The organism is Paludisphaera soli (assembly GCF_011064595.1).
GTDB classification, from domain to species: domain Bacteria; phylum Planctomycetota; class Planctomycetia; order Isosphaerales; family Isosphaeraceae; genus Paludisphaera; species Paludisphaera soli.
Map to the genome: position 1 here is coordinate 126,126 of NZ_JAALJI010000012.1, position 14,608 is coordinate 140,733.

The window sequence follows — 14,608 nt, forward strand, 5'->3', positions numbered from 1 at the left end:
CCCGATCGTCGCGGACACATTGGAGGTTGGGGCGGTTCGAGGATCGGAGGTCGAGACGGGGGGGCGGTCATATGGCGACGAGCACGATCAAGGACGTGCGGACCGAGCCCGACCAGGGCTTCCCCCCCTCGCTCTCGGTCCCGTCCGACGTCCGCCTGACCGTCGACGCCGACGACTTCGGGCGCCTGTCCGCCGCCAACCCCGAGTTGCGGCTCGAACGCGCGGCCGATGGAGGCCTGATCGTGATGACGCCCGCATCCCCCGACGGCGGCGGCCGAGAGCTTGAGCTCGGGGCCCAGCTCAGAAACTGGAACAAGGCGACGGGCCTGGGCAAGGCTTTCAGCCCGTCGACAGGATTCACGCTACCCGACGGTTCCATTCGCGCCCCGGACGCCTCCTGGATCCGCCGCGACCGCTGGGAGGCGCTCGACGAGAGAGAGCGTCGGCGATTTTCCCGCATCACGCCCGACTTCGCCGCCGAGATCCGCTCCCCCAGCGATTCGATCGCGGACCTCCGGGCCAAGATGGCCGACTACCTCGCTCAGGGCGTGCGACTCGGCTGGCTGATCGATCCGCAGTCGCGGACGGTGGAGGTCTATCGTCCCGGCCGCGAACCCGAGACGCTGACGGCACCGAAGGAGATCTCCGGCGAGGACGTCCTGCCCGGCTTCACGCTCGACTTGGCCGAGATCCTTGACGGTTGATCCCCAGCGTCAGGCCCGTCGCGACGGGCCCTGGCTCGCGTTCAAATCATCAGGACGAGGCAGCCGGCTGACGCGAGGACCAGCACCACGGCCAGGATGCCGCAGATCAGGCCCACCAGCGACGCCGGCCTCTCGACGCCGCCGAAGCTCGCCAGCACGACGGCCACCGTGCCGCCGAGGAGCATGAACAGGCCGACGAGCCCCCAGACCGCGAACAGGAAGGTCTCGGACCCGAGTCCGACCGCCACGCCGTACCCGATCGGCAGGAAGGCGAACGAGGCCAGGGCCGCGCCTCCCAGGATGGCCGACGCCCTGGCGATGGGCGACGTCCCGTCCCTCTCGGCGGCGACCACGCGCGGAGCGGACGTCGGGCGTCCCGCGAACGGATCGCGGTGGGGCTCGACGGCCTCGTCGCCCAGGTAGGCCTCAGGCGGGTCGAGCCGCGACAGCACGGCCAGGACGTCGTCGCGAGAAGCCTCCCGCCCCGACCCGACCCGCCCTTGGAGCAGTTCGTCGATCCGCGATTCGACCTCGCCAACGACGTCCAGCCGCTCCGCCCGCGACACCCGCCCCAGGAGCGCCCGGTCGATCGCGTCGAGCCGGGCGTCGATCAGGATCCGCGCCGAATTCCGGGTCGCGTTCATCTCCGCCGTGCTCATCCTCGCCCCCCTTCGAGTAAAGTGCTCAGGCTCGCGGCCACCGTCCGCCAGCCCCGCGTCATCTCCCGAAAGCGTCGTTCCCCCTCCGGGGTCAGGCGATAGTAGCGCCGCGTCGGCCCGGCCGGCGAGGGCTCGGCGCGGATCGCCAGGAAGCCCTCCCTCGCCAGCCTCGCCAGCACCGGATAGACCGTGCTCTCGGTGAACTCCAGCCCCTCGATCTTTCGCAGCCGCTCGACGATCCCGTATCCGTAGGCCTCGCCGCCGTCCATCGTCGCCAGGACGGCCAGCTCGACCAAGCCTTTACGCAGTTGCGTCTCCCAGGAACTCATCCACTCTCGCCTCCGGCCGCATGTACCTCGGATTGCATAGTACCGAGCCGCGCGTGCGTGTCAAGACGCTACGCCCCGGCGCGCGGAGCGACCCCGCACGGCGCGGGGCCGGAACGGGGTCGGCAATGGGGCGTGAGTCAGTCGTCCGCGACGCGTCTCGCGGCCGAGGCCTCGCGGGGCCGTCGCAGGTGGTTGACGACGTCCTCGAACGAGCCGAGGCCCATCGGGAAGTGGGGCGGGCGGACCGCGTTGAGCCCCAGGCCCGAGCGGACCTTCCTGCGGGCTCCGAGCCGGCCCAGCTCGCGGGCGGCGTCGACCTTGCCGAGGAAGAACGGGATGAAGCGCAGCCGCGCCATTCGCCACGCCGCCTGGGCCAGGACCAGGCCGACGTGGGGCAGGAGGGCGACCGCCAGCTTGCTCGCCGGAAGGTTGGACCAGAAGACCAGCTCGGCGTTGCGGGCCATCAGACGCTGGAGCCGGGGGCTGCGGTGGTCGGCCGTGGCCGAGATGTCGTGGAGCACCCGGCAGTGCGGCGTGAAGACCACGCGATAGCCCGCCCAGCGGAGCCGGAAACCCAGGTCCACGTCCTCGTAATACGAGACCAGCGAGGCGTCGAAGCCGCCGCCCGCCGCCCGGAGCGCGTCGGCGCGATAGAAGGAGGCCGATCCGCTGGCGCTCATGACGTCCTCGACCGGGCGCGACGCCCATCGCGCCGCGGGCTGGCCGTGGCCCCGCTTGGAGGGCCAGCCGGCCAGGCTGTAAGAGTCGCCGGCCGAGTCGACGCGTCCGGGCGTCGAGCGCACCAGGACGAGCGGCGTCACCGCGCCGACGGTCGGGTCGCGGAACGGCTCCAGGCCGGCTTCGATCCACCCCGGCGTCAGCTCGGTGTCGTCGTTGAGGACCTGGATGAAGCGGCCCCGGGCCGCCTCGATCCCGGCGTTGGCGGCGCGGCAGAAGCCCTGGCCGGGGGCGAGCCGGACGACTCGCACCTGCGGATAGGCCTCCGCGAGCCAGCGGCGGGTCTCCTCGCCGGGGCCGTTGTCCGAGACGACGACCTCGCAGGCGAGTTCGGGCTCGCGCGGGAGGTTCTCGAAAAGGCTCGCCAGGCAGGGTTCCAGCAGCCGCCGGCCGTGGTAGGTGGGGATCACGATCGAGCAGGCGGGCCGGCTCAGGCCTCCGGCGGCTTCGGCGGGCGCGAGTGATTCCACGAGATCTTTCCCCAGGCGACGTGCTGGATGGTCATCAGCAGGATGCGGAAGTCGATCCAGAACGACCAGCGGTTGATGTAGTCGAGGTCGTACTGGATCCGCTTCCGGAGCGAAGTCCGCCCGCGCCAGCCGTGGACCTGGGCCCACCCGGTCATCCCGCAGGGGACCGCGTGGCGCAGGTCGTAGTCGGGCATCTCGGCGGAGAACTGCTCGACGAAGACCGGCCGCTCGGGCCGGGGTCCGACGAGGCTCATCTCCCCCTTCAGGACGTTGAAGAGCTGCGGCAGCTCGTCGACGTTCGTGTGCCGGAGCCAGTCGCCGATGCGGGTGCAGCGAGCGTCGTGGTCGGAGGCCCAGATCGGCCCGGTCTCCTTCTCGGCGTCGCTCGTCATGCTCCGAAACTTCACGATCCGGAAACGACGCCCCCCCTGCCCGATCCTCTCCTGCGTGTAGAAGATGGGCCGGCCCGAGGAGAGCAGGATCGCCGCGGCGACCGTCAGGAACAGGGGCGCGAAGAGGGCGAGCAGCGTCGCCGAGACCAGGACGTCGGCCCCGCGCTTGGCGAGCCGCGCGCCGTCCGAGCGGGCCCACTTGCGGAACCGGGAGGCGGCCGTCCGCCAGTCGAACTCGGGGCGCGCGGCCGGGCCCTCGGCGTCGAGCTCCAGGCCTGCGAGGTCGGGGGCTCCCCCGCCGACGGACACCCAGTGGACGCTGACCCGCGGGTTCGCCAGCCGGGCGAGGCTGGGCCGCAGGTGCCGCCTGGGCTTGGAGTGCGCGACCACGACGTGGGTGGCCCCGGCCTCGTCGACGATCTCGTCGAGGCGGTCGATGTCGCCCAGCACGGGGAGCGGCCGGGTGCGCGGGTTGACCGCCAGGTGGCGGCCCCGGAACCTCGGCCCCGACTTGCGGTGATGGCCGGCGTCGATGAACCCGACGATCGGGACCGGCCCGCCGTCGAGGTCGCGAAGCAGCCTTCGGGCGTCGCGGGGCGCGCCGACGACCAGGATCCGCTTGCGCGTCCGCCCGGCCAGGTCGACCACCCGCTCCCGTCCCACGACTTCCAGGGAATCATTCATGAGGCGCCACCGATCCCTCGGTCGGACTCCGGGCGATCGCCCAGGCCTTCGGTCGCCCGATTGGCCTTTGCGGACCCCCGCCGTTCCCCGTACCATCCTTGGCGAACACCGCCCCGCGCGGTTTTGTTCAAGCTTCTCCATCGGCGCATCCGACGGAATCATCCAGTGAATCCGGAAAACCCCGGATCCGGGCAAGGCCGGCAAACCCGACGAGGTCGACCGAGTGGACCCTTCCCCCCGCCAGCCGCAGAACCGTCCCGAGCCGCCCCGGCTGACGGTCGTCGTCGTGAACTACGACGGCTGGCCGGACGTCGCGGGGCTGCTCGACCGGCTCGTCCGGGAGCCCGAATTCCTTTCGGGCGCCTGCCGGGCGGTGGTGGTCGACAACGCCTCGCCCTCGCCGAGGCCCGACGCGGAAGTCTTCCGCCGACCGGGCCTCCGGCTCGTGCTGCGGCCCGATAATGGCGGATTCGCCGTCGGTGTCAACGCGGGTTGGCGCGCAAGTCCCGCGCCCTGGCTCTTGCTGCTCAATCCCGACGTGGCGATCGAACCCGGGACCCTCGGCCGGATCCTCGAACGCCTCGACGCCCTGGAGGCCCGCCCCGAAGGCCCCCCCGGCGTCGTCGGCTTCGGCCTCCGCAACGAAGACGGGTCGCACCAGGGCTCGGTCGGCGTCTTCCCCAGCCTGGCTCGATCGTTCCGCGAGCAGCTCACGCCCCGTCGGCGGCGGAAGTACGTCCCGTCGGATCGCCTGCGCCCCGGCGAGGTCGACTGGGTCACGGGGGCCTGCATGCTGATCCACGGCGCGCTGATGGCCGAGCTGGGGGGCCTCGACGAGGACTTCTTCCTGTACCACGAGGAGGTCGACTTCTGCCGCCGGGCCCGCGACCGGGGCTGGCGGATCGAGTACGACCCGGGCGTGACGGTGGTCCACCGAGCGCCCTTGCAGGATCGGCCGATTTCGCCCAAGATGCGGGTCGTCATCCGGCACAGCAAGCTCCTGTACTTCCGCAAGCACGCCCCCCGCCGGCAGTTCCTCGCCCTCGCGCGGATCGTCGAGCTGGAGGCGGCCGCCCGGGGCGCCTGGGCGGCCGTGCGGAAGCTCCAGGCGGAGCGGCGGGCCTGGAAGGTCGTCGGCGAGGTCGCGAGGCGACTCCGCCGCGGCGGCGGCCCCCTCGGGCGTCGCGTGATCGAGCTGGCGGAACGGGCCGAGTCCGGGGAGCCCGGCGTCGACGACGGCGGCCGACGCCTCGGCGACGGTCCCAACCCCGCCAGGGCCCGACGCCCGGCGCGGGCGTCGCGGGCCTCCGACGGCTGACGCGGACGGGCGGAGGATCCGCCCGCCGAGGATCGCACGGCGAAAGGACGGAACCGACTTGACCCCCGCGCGACACGCCCTGCGGATCGCCCTCCTGACGGCCTTCGCCGCCGCCCTGCTCGGCCGGCTGGCCGCGACCACCGAGGTCATGTACGCCGACGGGCTCCGATACGTCGCCGGCGCCCAAGCCGTCGCCCGGGGCGACTGGAAGGCGTCCGTCGTCCGCGCCGTCGACCACCCCGCCTATCCGGTCGCGATCGCCGCCGCCCACCGGGCCCTCGGCCTCGATGACGGCCCGCAAGGCTGGCAGTCCGCGGCGCAGGTGGTCTCGGTGCTCGCCGGCGCGATGCTCGTCCCCCCACTCTACCTCGTCGCGTTGGAGCTGTTCGGGAGCACCGCCGCCTGGCTCGCCTGCCTGCTGGCGTTCCTGGTCCCGACGACCGGGCATGTGCTGGCCGACGTGCTCTCGGAGGGTACGTTCCTCCTGTTCTTCACCTGGGGATGCTGGACGGCCCTCCGCTTCTTCCGAGCCGGGGCGGTGCGCTGGCTGATCCCCACGATCGCCTGCGCCGGGGCGGCCTACCTGACCCGGCCCGAGGGCCTCTTGCTCCCCGCCGCGCTCGCCGCGGCGCTGCTCCTGACGCCCCTCGCCGCCGGGCTCCGGCTGTCCCGCGCCGCCTGGCTGCGGGCGACGGCCCTGGTGGTCGTCGGCCCGTCGCTGATCGTCGGGCCTTACGTCGCGATGAAGGGGGGGATCGGCACCAAGCCGGCCGTGGCGCGACTGCTGGGGACCGCGCCGAAGTCGTCGGCGACGGCCGTCGAGCGCGAGCGTCCCCTCGACGCCGATCAGACCGCGCTGAAGGCGTTGGCCGTCTCCTGGCGGGGGATGTTCCGGGCCGTCCAGGGCGCCGTCACGACGCCGCTCCTGGCGCTCGCCGCGTTCGGGCTCTGGTCCCGAGGTCCGGCGCGAGACGCCGGCCAGTCGCGCGGCCGGCTGTTCGTCGCGATCGTCGCCGGGGCCTGGATGCTCGCCCTGGTCCGCCTCTACGCCACCGGCGGCTACTGCACGCCCCGACACGCCCTCATCCTGGCGCTACCGATCACGGCGGCCGCCGCTCACGGGCTTTCGCGGCTTGGCGAACGGCTTGCCGAGCGGTTCGCGGCCGGACGCGTCGAGAACCGTCGGCTCGTGCACGGCCTGGCCTGCGCCGCCGGCGTGGCGGTCGTCGCGATCGGTTGGGGCCCGCGGACGCTGGCCCCGATCAACGCCGACTACAACGGCTATCGCGCGGCCGGCGACTGGCTCGCCTCGCACGCCGCCCCCGACGCGAAGGTCTTCGACCTCAAGGGTTGGGCGATGTACTACGGCCGTCGCCCGGGCTACTCGTTCGCCGACTACGGGGAGGCGGCCCGCGACCCGAAGCTGGGGTATCTCGTCGCTCACGACGCCTTCCTCATCGGCGAATGGCCCTACTGCCAGACGGTGCGCGACCTCGTCGGCGGGAGATCGCCGGTCGCGTCGTTCCCGCCCCAGAGGCGCAAGGGGATCGCGCAGGTCCACGTCTTCGAACTGGCCCCGGGCCTGGCCCGCTCGGAGCCGGCCCCGGGATCGGCCGCGACGCATTGACGGACCGCAGAGACGAAGGAGTGTCGACGTGAACACCGAAGCATCCCCCATGACCGTCGCCGCTCCCGCCGACCTCGACCCGGCCGGCCCGTTCCCGCACCTGATCCGCGTCGTCCTGCTGATGGCCGCGACGGCCGCCCTGATGGGCTGGACCCTGCGGCACGGCGAGGCCAGCCTCCGCGACGGCCTCCGCTCGATCCAGGCGGCGCGTCAGATCGACGCGGGCGCGTGGGGCGAGGGCCTGCGGGGGATCGAGCATCCGCTGCACCCGCTGGCGATCGTCTCGGCCCACCGGCTGATCGGCGGCGAGGGACCGGAATGGTGGCAGCGCGCGGCGGTGGCGGCGAGTTTCGCCGCGGTCGTGCTGCTCGTCGTCCCGCTCTACCTCGTCGGCCGAGACCTGTTCGGCGACCGCGCCGCGTGGCTCGGCTGCGTCCTGTTCCTGGCGAACCCAATCCTGGGGTCGGTCGTCGTCAACGTCCTCAGCGAGTCGACGTTCCTGCTGGCCTGGACGTGGGGGCTGTGGGCCGCGATCCGGTTCCTCCGCGAAGGCTCGTTCGGCTGGCTGCTGGGGGCCGTCGGCTTCGGCGTCCTGGCCTACCTGGCCCGCCCCGAGGGCCTGCTGCTGCCGGCGAGCGTCCTGGCGACGATGCTCCTGATCCCCTTCCACCACGCGACGCGGATCAACTGGCCGCGGTGGCGTCGCGCGACGGCCCTCCTGGTGCTCGGCGCGATCGCCCTGGCGGGGCCGTATATCGCCGCGAGCGGGACGCTCACCCCGCGTCCGGGCCCGGCCCGCGTGCTGGGGCTCGAGCCGCGCTCGCCGGCCTTCGCGCTCGAACGCGAGGCCCCGATGGCGCCCGGCCAGACGACCTTCGAGACCTATCGGCTGGCCGCGTCGCGGATGGTCGAGGTCCTCCTCGCCAACCTGCCGCTCGCGCTGCTCGCCGCGGCGATCCTCGGCGTCGCGACGAGCCGGGGCGGCGCGACGCCCTCGCGGACCTGGCTGTTCCTGGCGGTCCTGCTCGCGGCTTCGTCGCTGGCGCTGGTCCGGCTGCACGCGACCGCCGGCTACTGCTCCCCCCGCAACGCGCTGGTGCCGGGCATGGTCCTGATCCTCGTCGCGGCGCGCGGGATCGACCGGCTGATGACGCGCCTGACGATCCCCGGCCGGCTGGTCGGGCTCCCTCGCGAGCGGTTGCGGCCGGGGCCGGTGGTCTGGGCCGCGGCCCTGGCGCTCATCGTGTCGGCGCCCCGGTTCCAGCAGCCGATCGTCGAGACCCCCGGCCCGTTCAACGTCTACTGGGACGCCGGACGCTGGCTCGCGAGGTCGGCCGCGGACGGCGAGGTCCTGGACCTCACCGACTGGTCGCTCTACTTCAGCCGGCTCCCCGGCTCGTCCTTCGCCCAGGTCCGCGAGGCCGCCGCCGACCCGGACGTCCGATGGGTCGTCGCGCTGGCGTCCCAGGTCGAAGGCGAATCGACCTACTCCGACGCCCTCCGCTCCCTCATCGGCGACCGCGAGCCCGTCGCCGCGCTCCCGGCGGAGCCGAAGCCGGGGCAGGTGCAGATCCGCATCTTCGACCGCGAGGTCGTCCCCGCGGCGCTCGCCGACGCCGGCCCGGCCGAGGCCCCCGCGAAACCCGCCCGCCGCTGATCGAGGACCCGCGATGACGACCCAAGCCTCGCGACGCTCGCGCTTCCCGGCCGCGACGGTCCCCGCCCTGCTCGCCCTGGCGGTCGTCGTCCAGACGGGCTGGTCCCGCGAGTCGAGCAGCATCACCTACGACGAGACCTTCTACCTCGGCGCCGGCGTCAGGACGCTTCAGGAGGGAAGACTCGATCCCGACCTGGCGGCCCACGGCACCGCCCCGCTGCCGATCCTGACCAACGTCGTACCGGCCGCCTGGCTCGGCGGCGCTCGCCCCCGCGCGGAGGCCTGGAAGGGCTCGGGCGACCGCGAGTCGATCGCCGGGCCTCGGCTCCTGACCACGCTGACGACCCTGGTCCCGCTCGTCGTCCTGGCGTTCGAATGGCTACGCCGGCGGCGCGGGCTCGCGGCGGCGACCGTCGGCGCGGGGATGCTGGCGTTCTCCCCGGCCCTGCTCGCGCACGCCTCGCTCGCCACCAGCGACGCGGCCTTCGCCTTCCTGGCGACGCTCGCGGCGCTGGCGATGGGGCGTCACCTCGCGGCCCCTTCGCCCGCGCGGCTCGCCTGCGCCGCGGCGGCCGTCGGCCTGGCGTTCTCGGCCAAGTACACCGGGATCCTGCTGGTCCCCTGCTTCGTGATCGGCCGCCTCGCGGGCCTGCTCCGCGAGGTTCGAACGGCCGAGGACGCCCGGGATCTCCGACGAAAGACGGCCCGAGCCGGGGCCGACGCCGCCGCGTTCCTGGCCCTCGCATTCCTGGTCGCTTGGGCCTGCCACGGCTTCCAGGTCGACCCGACCCGGACCTGGCTCGGCCTCCCCGCCCCGGCCTTCGTGCGGGCGTTCGAGATCCAGCTGCTCCACGACCGGATCGGCCACCCGGCGTTCTTCCTGGGCGAGCGCTCGCTGCGGGGATGGCGGGCCTATCATCCGTTCACGATGCTGGTGAAGAGTACGCTCCCCGAACTGGCGCTCGCCGTGGTCGGCCTCGGCCTGGCGGCCCGGGAGCGGTTTCGGATGGACGGGCGGGCCGATCGCGAACGGGCGATGCTCCTCCTTTTCGTCGTCCTTGCCGGGGCGACGCTGGTCCGATCGCCCATCAGCATCGGCCACCGCTACACGCTGGCCCTCTACCCGCCGATCGTCGTGCTGGCCGTCGACTCGCTCGCGAGGGCGACCGCCGCGGTCCCCTCGCGACGGCTCTGGGGGGCGGCCCTGATCGGCGGGCAGGTCGCGACGAGCCTCCTGGCCGTTCCCGACTATCTCGCCTACTTCAACCCCCTGGCCGGCGGCCCCGACCGCGAGTGGAAGTTGTTGGCCGACTCGAACATCGACTGGGGGCAGGACCTTCCCGCGCTCAAGTCGGTGATCGACCGCGAGGGCCTGCGCAGGGTGGCGCTCGATTATTTCGGCACCGCCTCGACCGCGGAGTACGGGATCCAGGCCGATCCGGCCGACGCCCTGGCCCGACCGCTCGACGAGTACGACGCCCTGGCCATCTCCATCACGAAGCTGCACTCGGTCTATCCTCGCGAGGGGGAGAGTCGGCGTGCGATCGCCGACGTTTATCCCGAGCTTCGCCGCATCGCGCCGAGCTTCCGGGCCGGCCGCTCCATTTTCGTCTACGACCTGCGCCGCCCCGAGGCCCGGGCGGCGTTCGCGGCCTCGATCGAGATCATCCGAAGGCCGAGGGCCGCTCAGGCCGCCGCGCGGGAGTCGTCCAGGTCGATCGCCCGTTGACCCTCGCCTCGGCCCTTCGCGATGTCGATCGCGATCGGCTCGACCAGGCCGGCGCGCTCGGCCCGCGCGTCGTCGCGAAGGATCAGGATCAAGGCCGCCAGCGCGGCGACCTCGACGAGCATCGCGGCCAGGATGGTCGGCAGGCCGAGCCACGCCGGCTGGAGCGAGGCCAGCCGCTCGGCGTCGACCGGCCATCGCGCGAAGCCGGTGTAGAATGGGACCATCCTCCCGAACACGCCCAGGATTTCCGCCGCGATCGACGTGCCGATCAGCGCGAGCGGGGCGAGCCCCCGGAGACGCCCGGAGAGCGGCCAGCGCATCAGGCCGAGCACGACGAGCGTCAGGAACCAGGGCATCGCGGCGCTCGCGTACCAGGCGCCCGTCGACCACTGGCCCCAGGCCAGCTTCGACTGCACCAGGTGGTAGCCCAGCGCCCCCGTATAGCCGGCCACGAGCACCAGGCAGGCGAGCGGCAGCCGGGGGTCGGCGAAGATCCGCGAAGGCCGCAGCCCCCGGCGGCGCATCGCCGCCCAGGCCAGTCCGCCCCAGACCCATCCCAGCAGCCCGATCATCACCAGGTCGCGGTGGGCGAAGATGGTCTTGGGGTGAGTGCCCTGGAAGCTCCAGGCGCCGGCGAAGAACACCAGGCGCGTCCAGAGGTCGACGATCCAGTCGGTCCAGGGGATCGCCATCGCCGTCCTCAGCAGGTCCGCCCGGCCGAGCCCGCGGCTGTGGTTGACGGCCGCCTCCTGCATCGAGCTGATCGAGCCGTAGTGGGCCAGGTTGAACCGCATCTCCGCCTGCGTGACCGCCAGGAACCCGACCGACAGCGCGATCGCCAGCCCGGCGGAGCGCCGGAGCGTGATCTCGGGCCGCGCGGCTATCGCCAGCATGCAGAAGCCCAGGAACGGCGCGAGGGCGTAGTTGGTGGCCTTCGCCAGCACAGCGAATCCGGCCAGGACCCCCGTCGCCAGGCAGGCCAGCGCCAGGCGGCCCGGGCTCGCCCAGGGCCTCGCCGAGAGCGACAGGCCCAGCCAGACCGTGAGCGTCGCCAGGAACACGGCCAGGGCGTCGTTCGCCACCCGCACGCCGTTGATCAGGAAAAGGGGGTAGGTCGCCAGGACCAGCCCGACCCAAGCCGCGGCGCGACGTTCCCGGAGAGAGGTCGACAGGCAGAAGAACGCCGCCGCGACCGCCCCGGCCGTCAGCAGCAGGTTCAGCAGGCGCATCCCAGCGATCGACGATCCGACCGAGTCCACGCCGCCGAACGCCGCGTAAACCGGCTGGAGCATCCGATAGCTCAGCGGGCCGTGCTGCGACTGGTACATCATCACAGGGGCGTCCCGGAAGGGGCGGGTCCGGCCGTCCAGGCGATCGGCCCAGAACTGCTGATACCCCACGCCGCCGACCCCGCCCAGGCCGTCGCGGACCGCCGATCCAGGCTGGGGGTACTTGACGGCCTCGGCGAGCACGGCCGACGGCACCCGCGTCTCGCCGACCACCGGCGTCCGGCCGCCTTCGTGGAGGTGCTGGACGTACGCGACGTGCTGGTATTCGTCCCAGCCCTCGAACGGGGGCAAGGCGCACAGGAGGACCACGCCGCGGGCCAGCACCAGCAACGCCAGCAGCACGCCGAAACGGCGGTGGAAGCCGGCGCGCGACGAAACCTCGGGAGGCCCATCCGTCCCATGCACGTCAAGCATATGTTCCCATCCTGCAACGACGACCGGGATCCTCCACGGCGCGCGGCGGGGGCGGTCCGACCGCCGGGGCGCGCCGTGGCAAGCTCTATATCGAGCCTGTCGAGGTCGATCGTCCAGGAAAAGCGCCGGCGTCAGGGCTTGAGCCGCGCCAGGGCCGCGGTGCGGTTGTCCGCCACGTCGAGGATCTTCTGCAGGTTCATCGTGCGGAAGATGTCGAAGACGTAAGGGGCGACGCCGAACAGGACCAGACGCCCCTGCCGGCGATCGACGCGACGTTTCACCGTGACCAGGAAGCCGATCTCGGAACTGGCGAGGTAGCCGACATCGGTCAAATCGAGCGCAAACCGCCCGTCTTCACGCGACTCGATCGTCTTATAAAGCCAGTCTCGCTGGGAGAACTGCCAGTCCATGTTCTCTTCGTCCACGGCCTCGAAGGAGACGATCAAGACGCCGGCCGTCTCGGAGGTCGTGAAGTTGAGCATGGGGAGCCCCTTATCAGCGGGGTCGGAGGGTTCATCGAACTCGCCCCGGGACGCGTCGTCGCGTGAGGAGGCGGAAGTCGTCCCGATGAAAGGGCGGGTCGTCGGCCAGCGAGCCCCGCCGGGGCCGGGAGAGGTTCAGCCGGGATTCTACCCGAGCCGCCCGTCGAATCAAGAACGATCGCTTGCGTTTCGAGAAGTACCAAGGAACTCGGAGAGAACCCGGCACGACGGCTCCCGGTCGCCTTAATCGATAAAAAACAGCCTGTTTAAACAAAGAGCCGTCCGGAGGGATGAAGAGGAGGGAGCTGATCCAGCTCCCTCCTGATCCTCTCCCCCCGGACGGCGCGTCGGGACGACGACGTTGGAGCGGCCCGATTTAACGGGTACGGCTGAAGGCCAGGCCGGGGTCGCCGGGACCGCTGCCCATCAGGTGGAAGAGGAAGTGGTCCTCGTCCTTCCAGGCGATCCGACCGACCATGGGAGGCTGCGTTTCATCGGCGTTCTGGACGAGGGTCAGCAGGCCGTTGCCGCTGGTTCGCACGCCTTCGAATCGCTTCGTCGCACCTCCCTGATCGACGATCCAGGCGAACTTGCCGGGCTGGCTGAGGTCGAGCGTGATCTTGGCGCCGTCTTCGGGCGCGGCGACCCATGTCCCCTCCAGGGCGTTCTCGCGGACGGCCACGGCCGGCATGGGGAGCGGCTCGGCCGCCGGGGCGACGAGAGCCGGGGCCGCGGCCGCGGCACCGACCGGGGGTGCGGCCGCGGCACCGACGGGGAATGCGGCCGCGGCACCGACCGGGGGTGCGGCCGCCGCCCTGACGTCGGCCTCGGGGCCGAGGGCCTCGCGCCGGGCCTTCTCAAGCTGCTGCACGAGCTGCGACGAAAGTCGATCGCGAGGCTGCATCCGCGACGCGGACTGCAACTGCCCCAGCGCCTCCTCGCCGTGACCCTGGCAGAGGTAGTGATACCCCAGCAGGAAATGCGGCGAGGCGGCGTTCGGGTCGGACTTCACCCGGGCTTCGAGGGTCCGAAGCTGATTGGTGTAGACCTGCGGGTCGGCGTAGAGGCTGATCAGGCTCGCCCAGTCCCAGCCGGGACCGATCGAGAGGACCGGGTAGAGCGCCGCCGCCGCGTCGTCGTATCGCTCCGTCGCAAACAACGTCAGCGCGCGGAACTCGTGGAGCGTGGGGTCGTTGGGCATCTGCCGGAGCGCCTGGTCGGTGAAGTCCAGGGCCGCCGTGTAGAAGCCGGTCCGGAACGCCTCGCGCGCCTTGTCGAACAATTCCACGGCCCCGTCGACCACGGTCGCCTCGGGCGGCGCGGCCGTCGGATTGATCGGCTGCGTGTAGTCGTAGACGACCGGCTGCTCCTGGACGACGACCGTCTGCGGGACGACGTAATACGGGTTGTAGTAGCTGGTGTAGCCCCAGTCGTAGAGCATCGGCCCGTAAGCCCAGGACGACATCCCCCAGCCGAGCCCGCCCATACCCCAACCGAGGCCGCTGCCCCAGCCGAGCCCGCCGAGCCCCCAGCCAAGGCCGTTGCCCCAGCCGAGCCCCCAGCCGAGACCATTGCCCCAGCCGAGACCGCCGAGCCCCCAGCCCATGCCGAGGCCCCCCAGACCCCAGCCGCCGAGCCCCCATCCCAGGCTGCTGCCGAGGCCGAGCCCGAGGCCCCAGCCGAAGCCGTTGCCGAACCCGCCGCCGCCCCAGCCGCCGTTGTTCCAGCCGCCGCCCCAGCCGCCGTTGTTCCAGCCGCCGTTGTTCCAGCCGCCGTGTCCCCAGCCGCCGTTGTTCCAGCCGCCGTGTCCCCAGCCGCCGTTGTTCCAGCCGCCGTGTCCCCAGCCGCCGTTATTCCAGCCGCCGCCGGGCCGGTTCCAGTTCCGGTGCATACCGGCGTAGTTGTCTCGCCAGCCGAGGCCGCGGGAACCCAGGTTGTTGATATTGTTGATATTGTTGATGTTGTTGACATTATTGACATTGCGATTGAAGCTCGTCGGCGTATAGCGACCGCCGGGGCCTCGCATGTCGGCGAACGAGGGCCTGCCGCCCCCGTTCGGCCCACCGCCGGCACCGGGACGTCCGCCCAGGCCAGGGCCGCCCCCGCCGGGACGGTT

The 14,608-nt window shown here is 72.2% G+C and carries 12 protein-coding genes; 5 read left to right on the forward strand and 7 right to left on the reverse strand.

Translation table 11 applies throughout. The features are described from left to right. The first annotated feature begins 71 nt into the window (after positions 1-71). On the forward strand, positions 72-704 hold the full coding sequence (locus G6O68_RS16615; protein ID WP_165249747.1) for a Uma2 family endonuclease: 633 nt from the start codon (positions 72-74) through the stop codon (positions 702-704). A 41-nt stretch (positions 705-745) separates the two neighbouring features. On the opposite strand, the gene G6O68_RS16620 is transcribed toward G6O68_RS16615, so the two are convergent. From G6O68_RS16620 to G6O68_RS16635, 4 genes are all read right to left on the reverse strand, one after another. Beyond that, on the reverse strand, positions 746-1,363 hold the full coding sequence (locus G6O68_RS16620) for a hypothetical protein (protein ID WP_165249748.1): 618 nt from the start codon (positions 1,361-1,363) through the stop codon (positions 746-748). Further along, a complete protein-coding gene (locus G6O68_RS16625) occupies positions 1,360-1,692 on the reverse strand; it encodes a PadR family transcriptional regulator (RefSeq protein WP_165249749.1) in 333 nt (110 codons plus the stop codon). Before G6O68_RS16625 ends, G6O68_RS16620 begins: the two co-directional genes overlap by 4 nt. 137 nt (positions 1,693-1,829) lie before the next feature. After that, entirely contained in the window at positions 1,830-2,900 is a 1,071-nt protein-coding gene (locus G6O68_RS16630; protein WP_240911331.1) for a glycosyltransferase family 2 protein, read from the reverse strand. Beyond that, complete coding sequence (locus G6O68_RS16635) at positions 2,861-3,976, reverse strand: exopolysaccharide biosynthesis polyprenyl glycosylphosphotransferase (RefSeq protein ID WP_165249750.1); 1,116 nt, start codon at positions 3,974-3,976, stop codon at positions 2,861-2,863. Before G6O68_RS16635 ends, G6O68_RS16630 begins: the two co-directional genes overlap by 40 nt. Positions 3,977-4,199: 223 nt before the next feature. Here G6O68_RS16635 and G6O68_RS16640 point away from each other — a divergent pair, with 223 nt between their 5' ends. Genes G6O68_RS16640 through G6O68_RS16655 form a run of 4 tightly spaced genes read left to right on the forward strand, consistent with a single transcriptional unit; the run spans position 4,200 to position 10,307 of the window. After that, a complete protein-coding gene (locus G6O68_RS16640; protein WP_165249751.1) occupies positions 4,200-5,294 on the forward strand; it encodes a glycosyltransferase family 2 protein in 1,095 nt (364 codons plus the stop codon). A 58-nt stretch (positions 5,295-5,352) separates the two neighbouring features. Beyond that, positions 5,353-6,921, forward strand: a complete 1,569-nt coding sequence (locus G6O68_RS16645; protein WP_165249752.1) for a glycosyltransferase family 39 protein — start codon at positions 5,353-5,355, stop codon at positions 6,919-6,921. 28 nt (positions 6,922-6,949) lie between these two features. Further along, a complete protein-coding gene (locus G6O68_RS16650) occupies positions 6,950-8,578 on the forward strand; it encodes an ArnT family glycosyltransferase (RefSeq protein ID WP_165249753.1) in 1,629 nt (542 codons plus the stop codon). Between the two features lie 13 nt (positions 8,579-8,591). Continuing rightward, positions 8,592-10,307, forward strand: coding sequence for a glycosyltransferase family 39 protein (locus G6O68_RS16655; protein ID WP_165249754.1), 1,716 nt, complete (start codon positions 8,592-8,594; stop codon positions 10,305-10,307). Here G6O68_RS16655 and G6O68_RS16660 read toward each other — a convergent pair. From G6O68_RS16660 to G6O68_RS16670, 3 genes are all read right to left on the reverse strand, one after another. Beyond that, positions 10,265-12,010, reverse strand: coding sequence for a glycosyltransferase family 39 protein (locus G6O68_RS16660; protein ID WP_165249755.1), 1,746 nt, complete (start codon positions 12,008-12,010; stop codon positions 10,265-10,267). The genes G6O68_RS16655 and G6O68_RS16660 overlap by 43 nt on opposite strands. 131 nt (positions 12,011-12,141) lie before the next feature. Next, entirely contained in the window at positions 12,142-12,492 is a 351-nt protein-coding gene (locus G6O68_RS16665; protein WP_165249756.1) for an STAS domain-containing protein, read from the reverse strand. A gap of 376 nt (positions 12,493-12,868) precedes the next feature. Continuing rightward, positions 12,869-14,518 (reverse strand): tetratricopeptide repeat protein, encoded by a 1,650-nt coding sequence (locus tag G6O68_RS16670; protein WP_165249757.1) that lies wholly within the window; start codon positions 14,516-14,518, stop codon positions 12,869-12,871. Positions 14,519-14,608 lie beyond the last annotated feature (90 nt).

Bases quoted from the DNA above. Each gene is read 5' to 3' on its own strand.
- G6O68_RS16665 (WP_165249756.1), bottom strand. From the start codon at position 12,492: ATGCTCAACTTCACGACCTCCGAGACGGCCGGCGTCTTGATCGTCTCC.
- G6O68_RS16625 (WP_165249749.1), bottom strand. From the start codon at position 1,692: ATGAGTTCCTGGGAGACGCAACTGCGTAAAGGCTTGGTCGAGCTGGCC.
- G6O68_RS16615 (WP_165249747.1), top strand. From the start codon at position 72: ATGGCGACGAGCACGATCAAGGACGTGCGGACCGAGCCCGACCAGGGC.
- G6O68_RS16660 (WP_165249755.1), bottom strand. From the start codon at position 12,010: ATGCTTGACGTGCATGGGACGGATGGGCCTCCCGAGGTTTCGTCGCGC.
- G6O68_RS16635 (WP_165249750.1), bottom strand. From the start codon at position 3,976: ATGAATGATTCCCTGGAAGTCGTGGGACGGGAGCGGGTGGTCGACCTG.
- G6O68_RS16655 (WP_165249754.1), top strand. From the start codon at position 8,592: ATGACGACCCAAGCCTCGCGACGCTCGCGCTTCCCGGCCGCGACGGTC.
- G6O68_RS16670 (WP_165249757.1), bottom strand. From the start codon at position 14,518: ATGCGAGGCCCCGGCGGTCGCTATACGCCGACGAGCTTCAATCGCAAT.
- G6O68_RS16620 (WP_165249748.1), bottom strand. From the start codon at position 1,363: ATGAGCACGGCGGAGATGAACGCGACCCGGAATTCGGCGCGGATCCTG.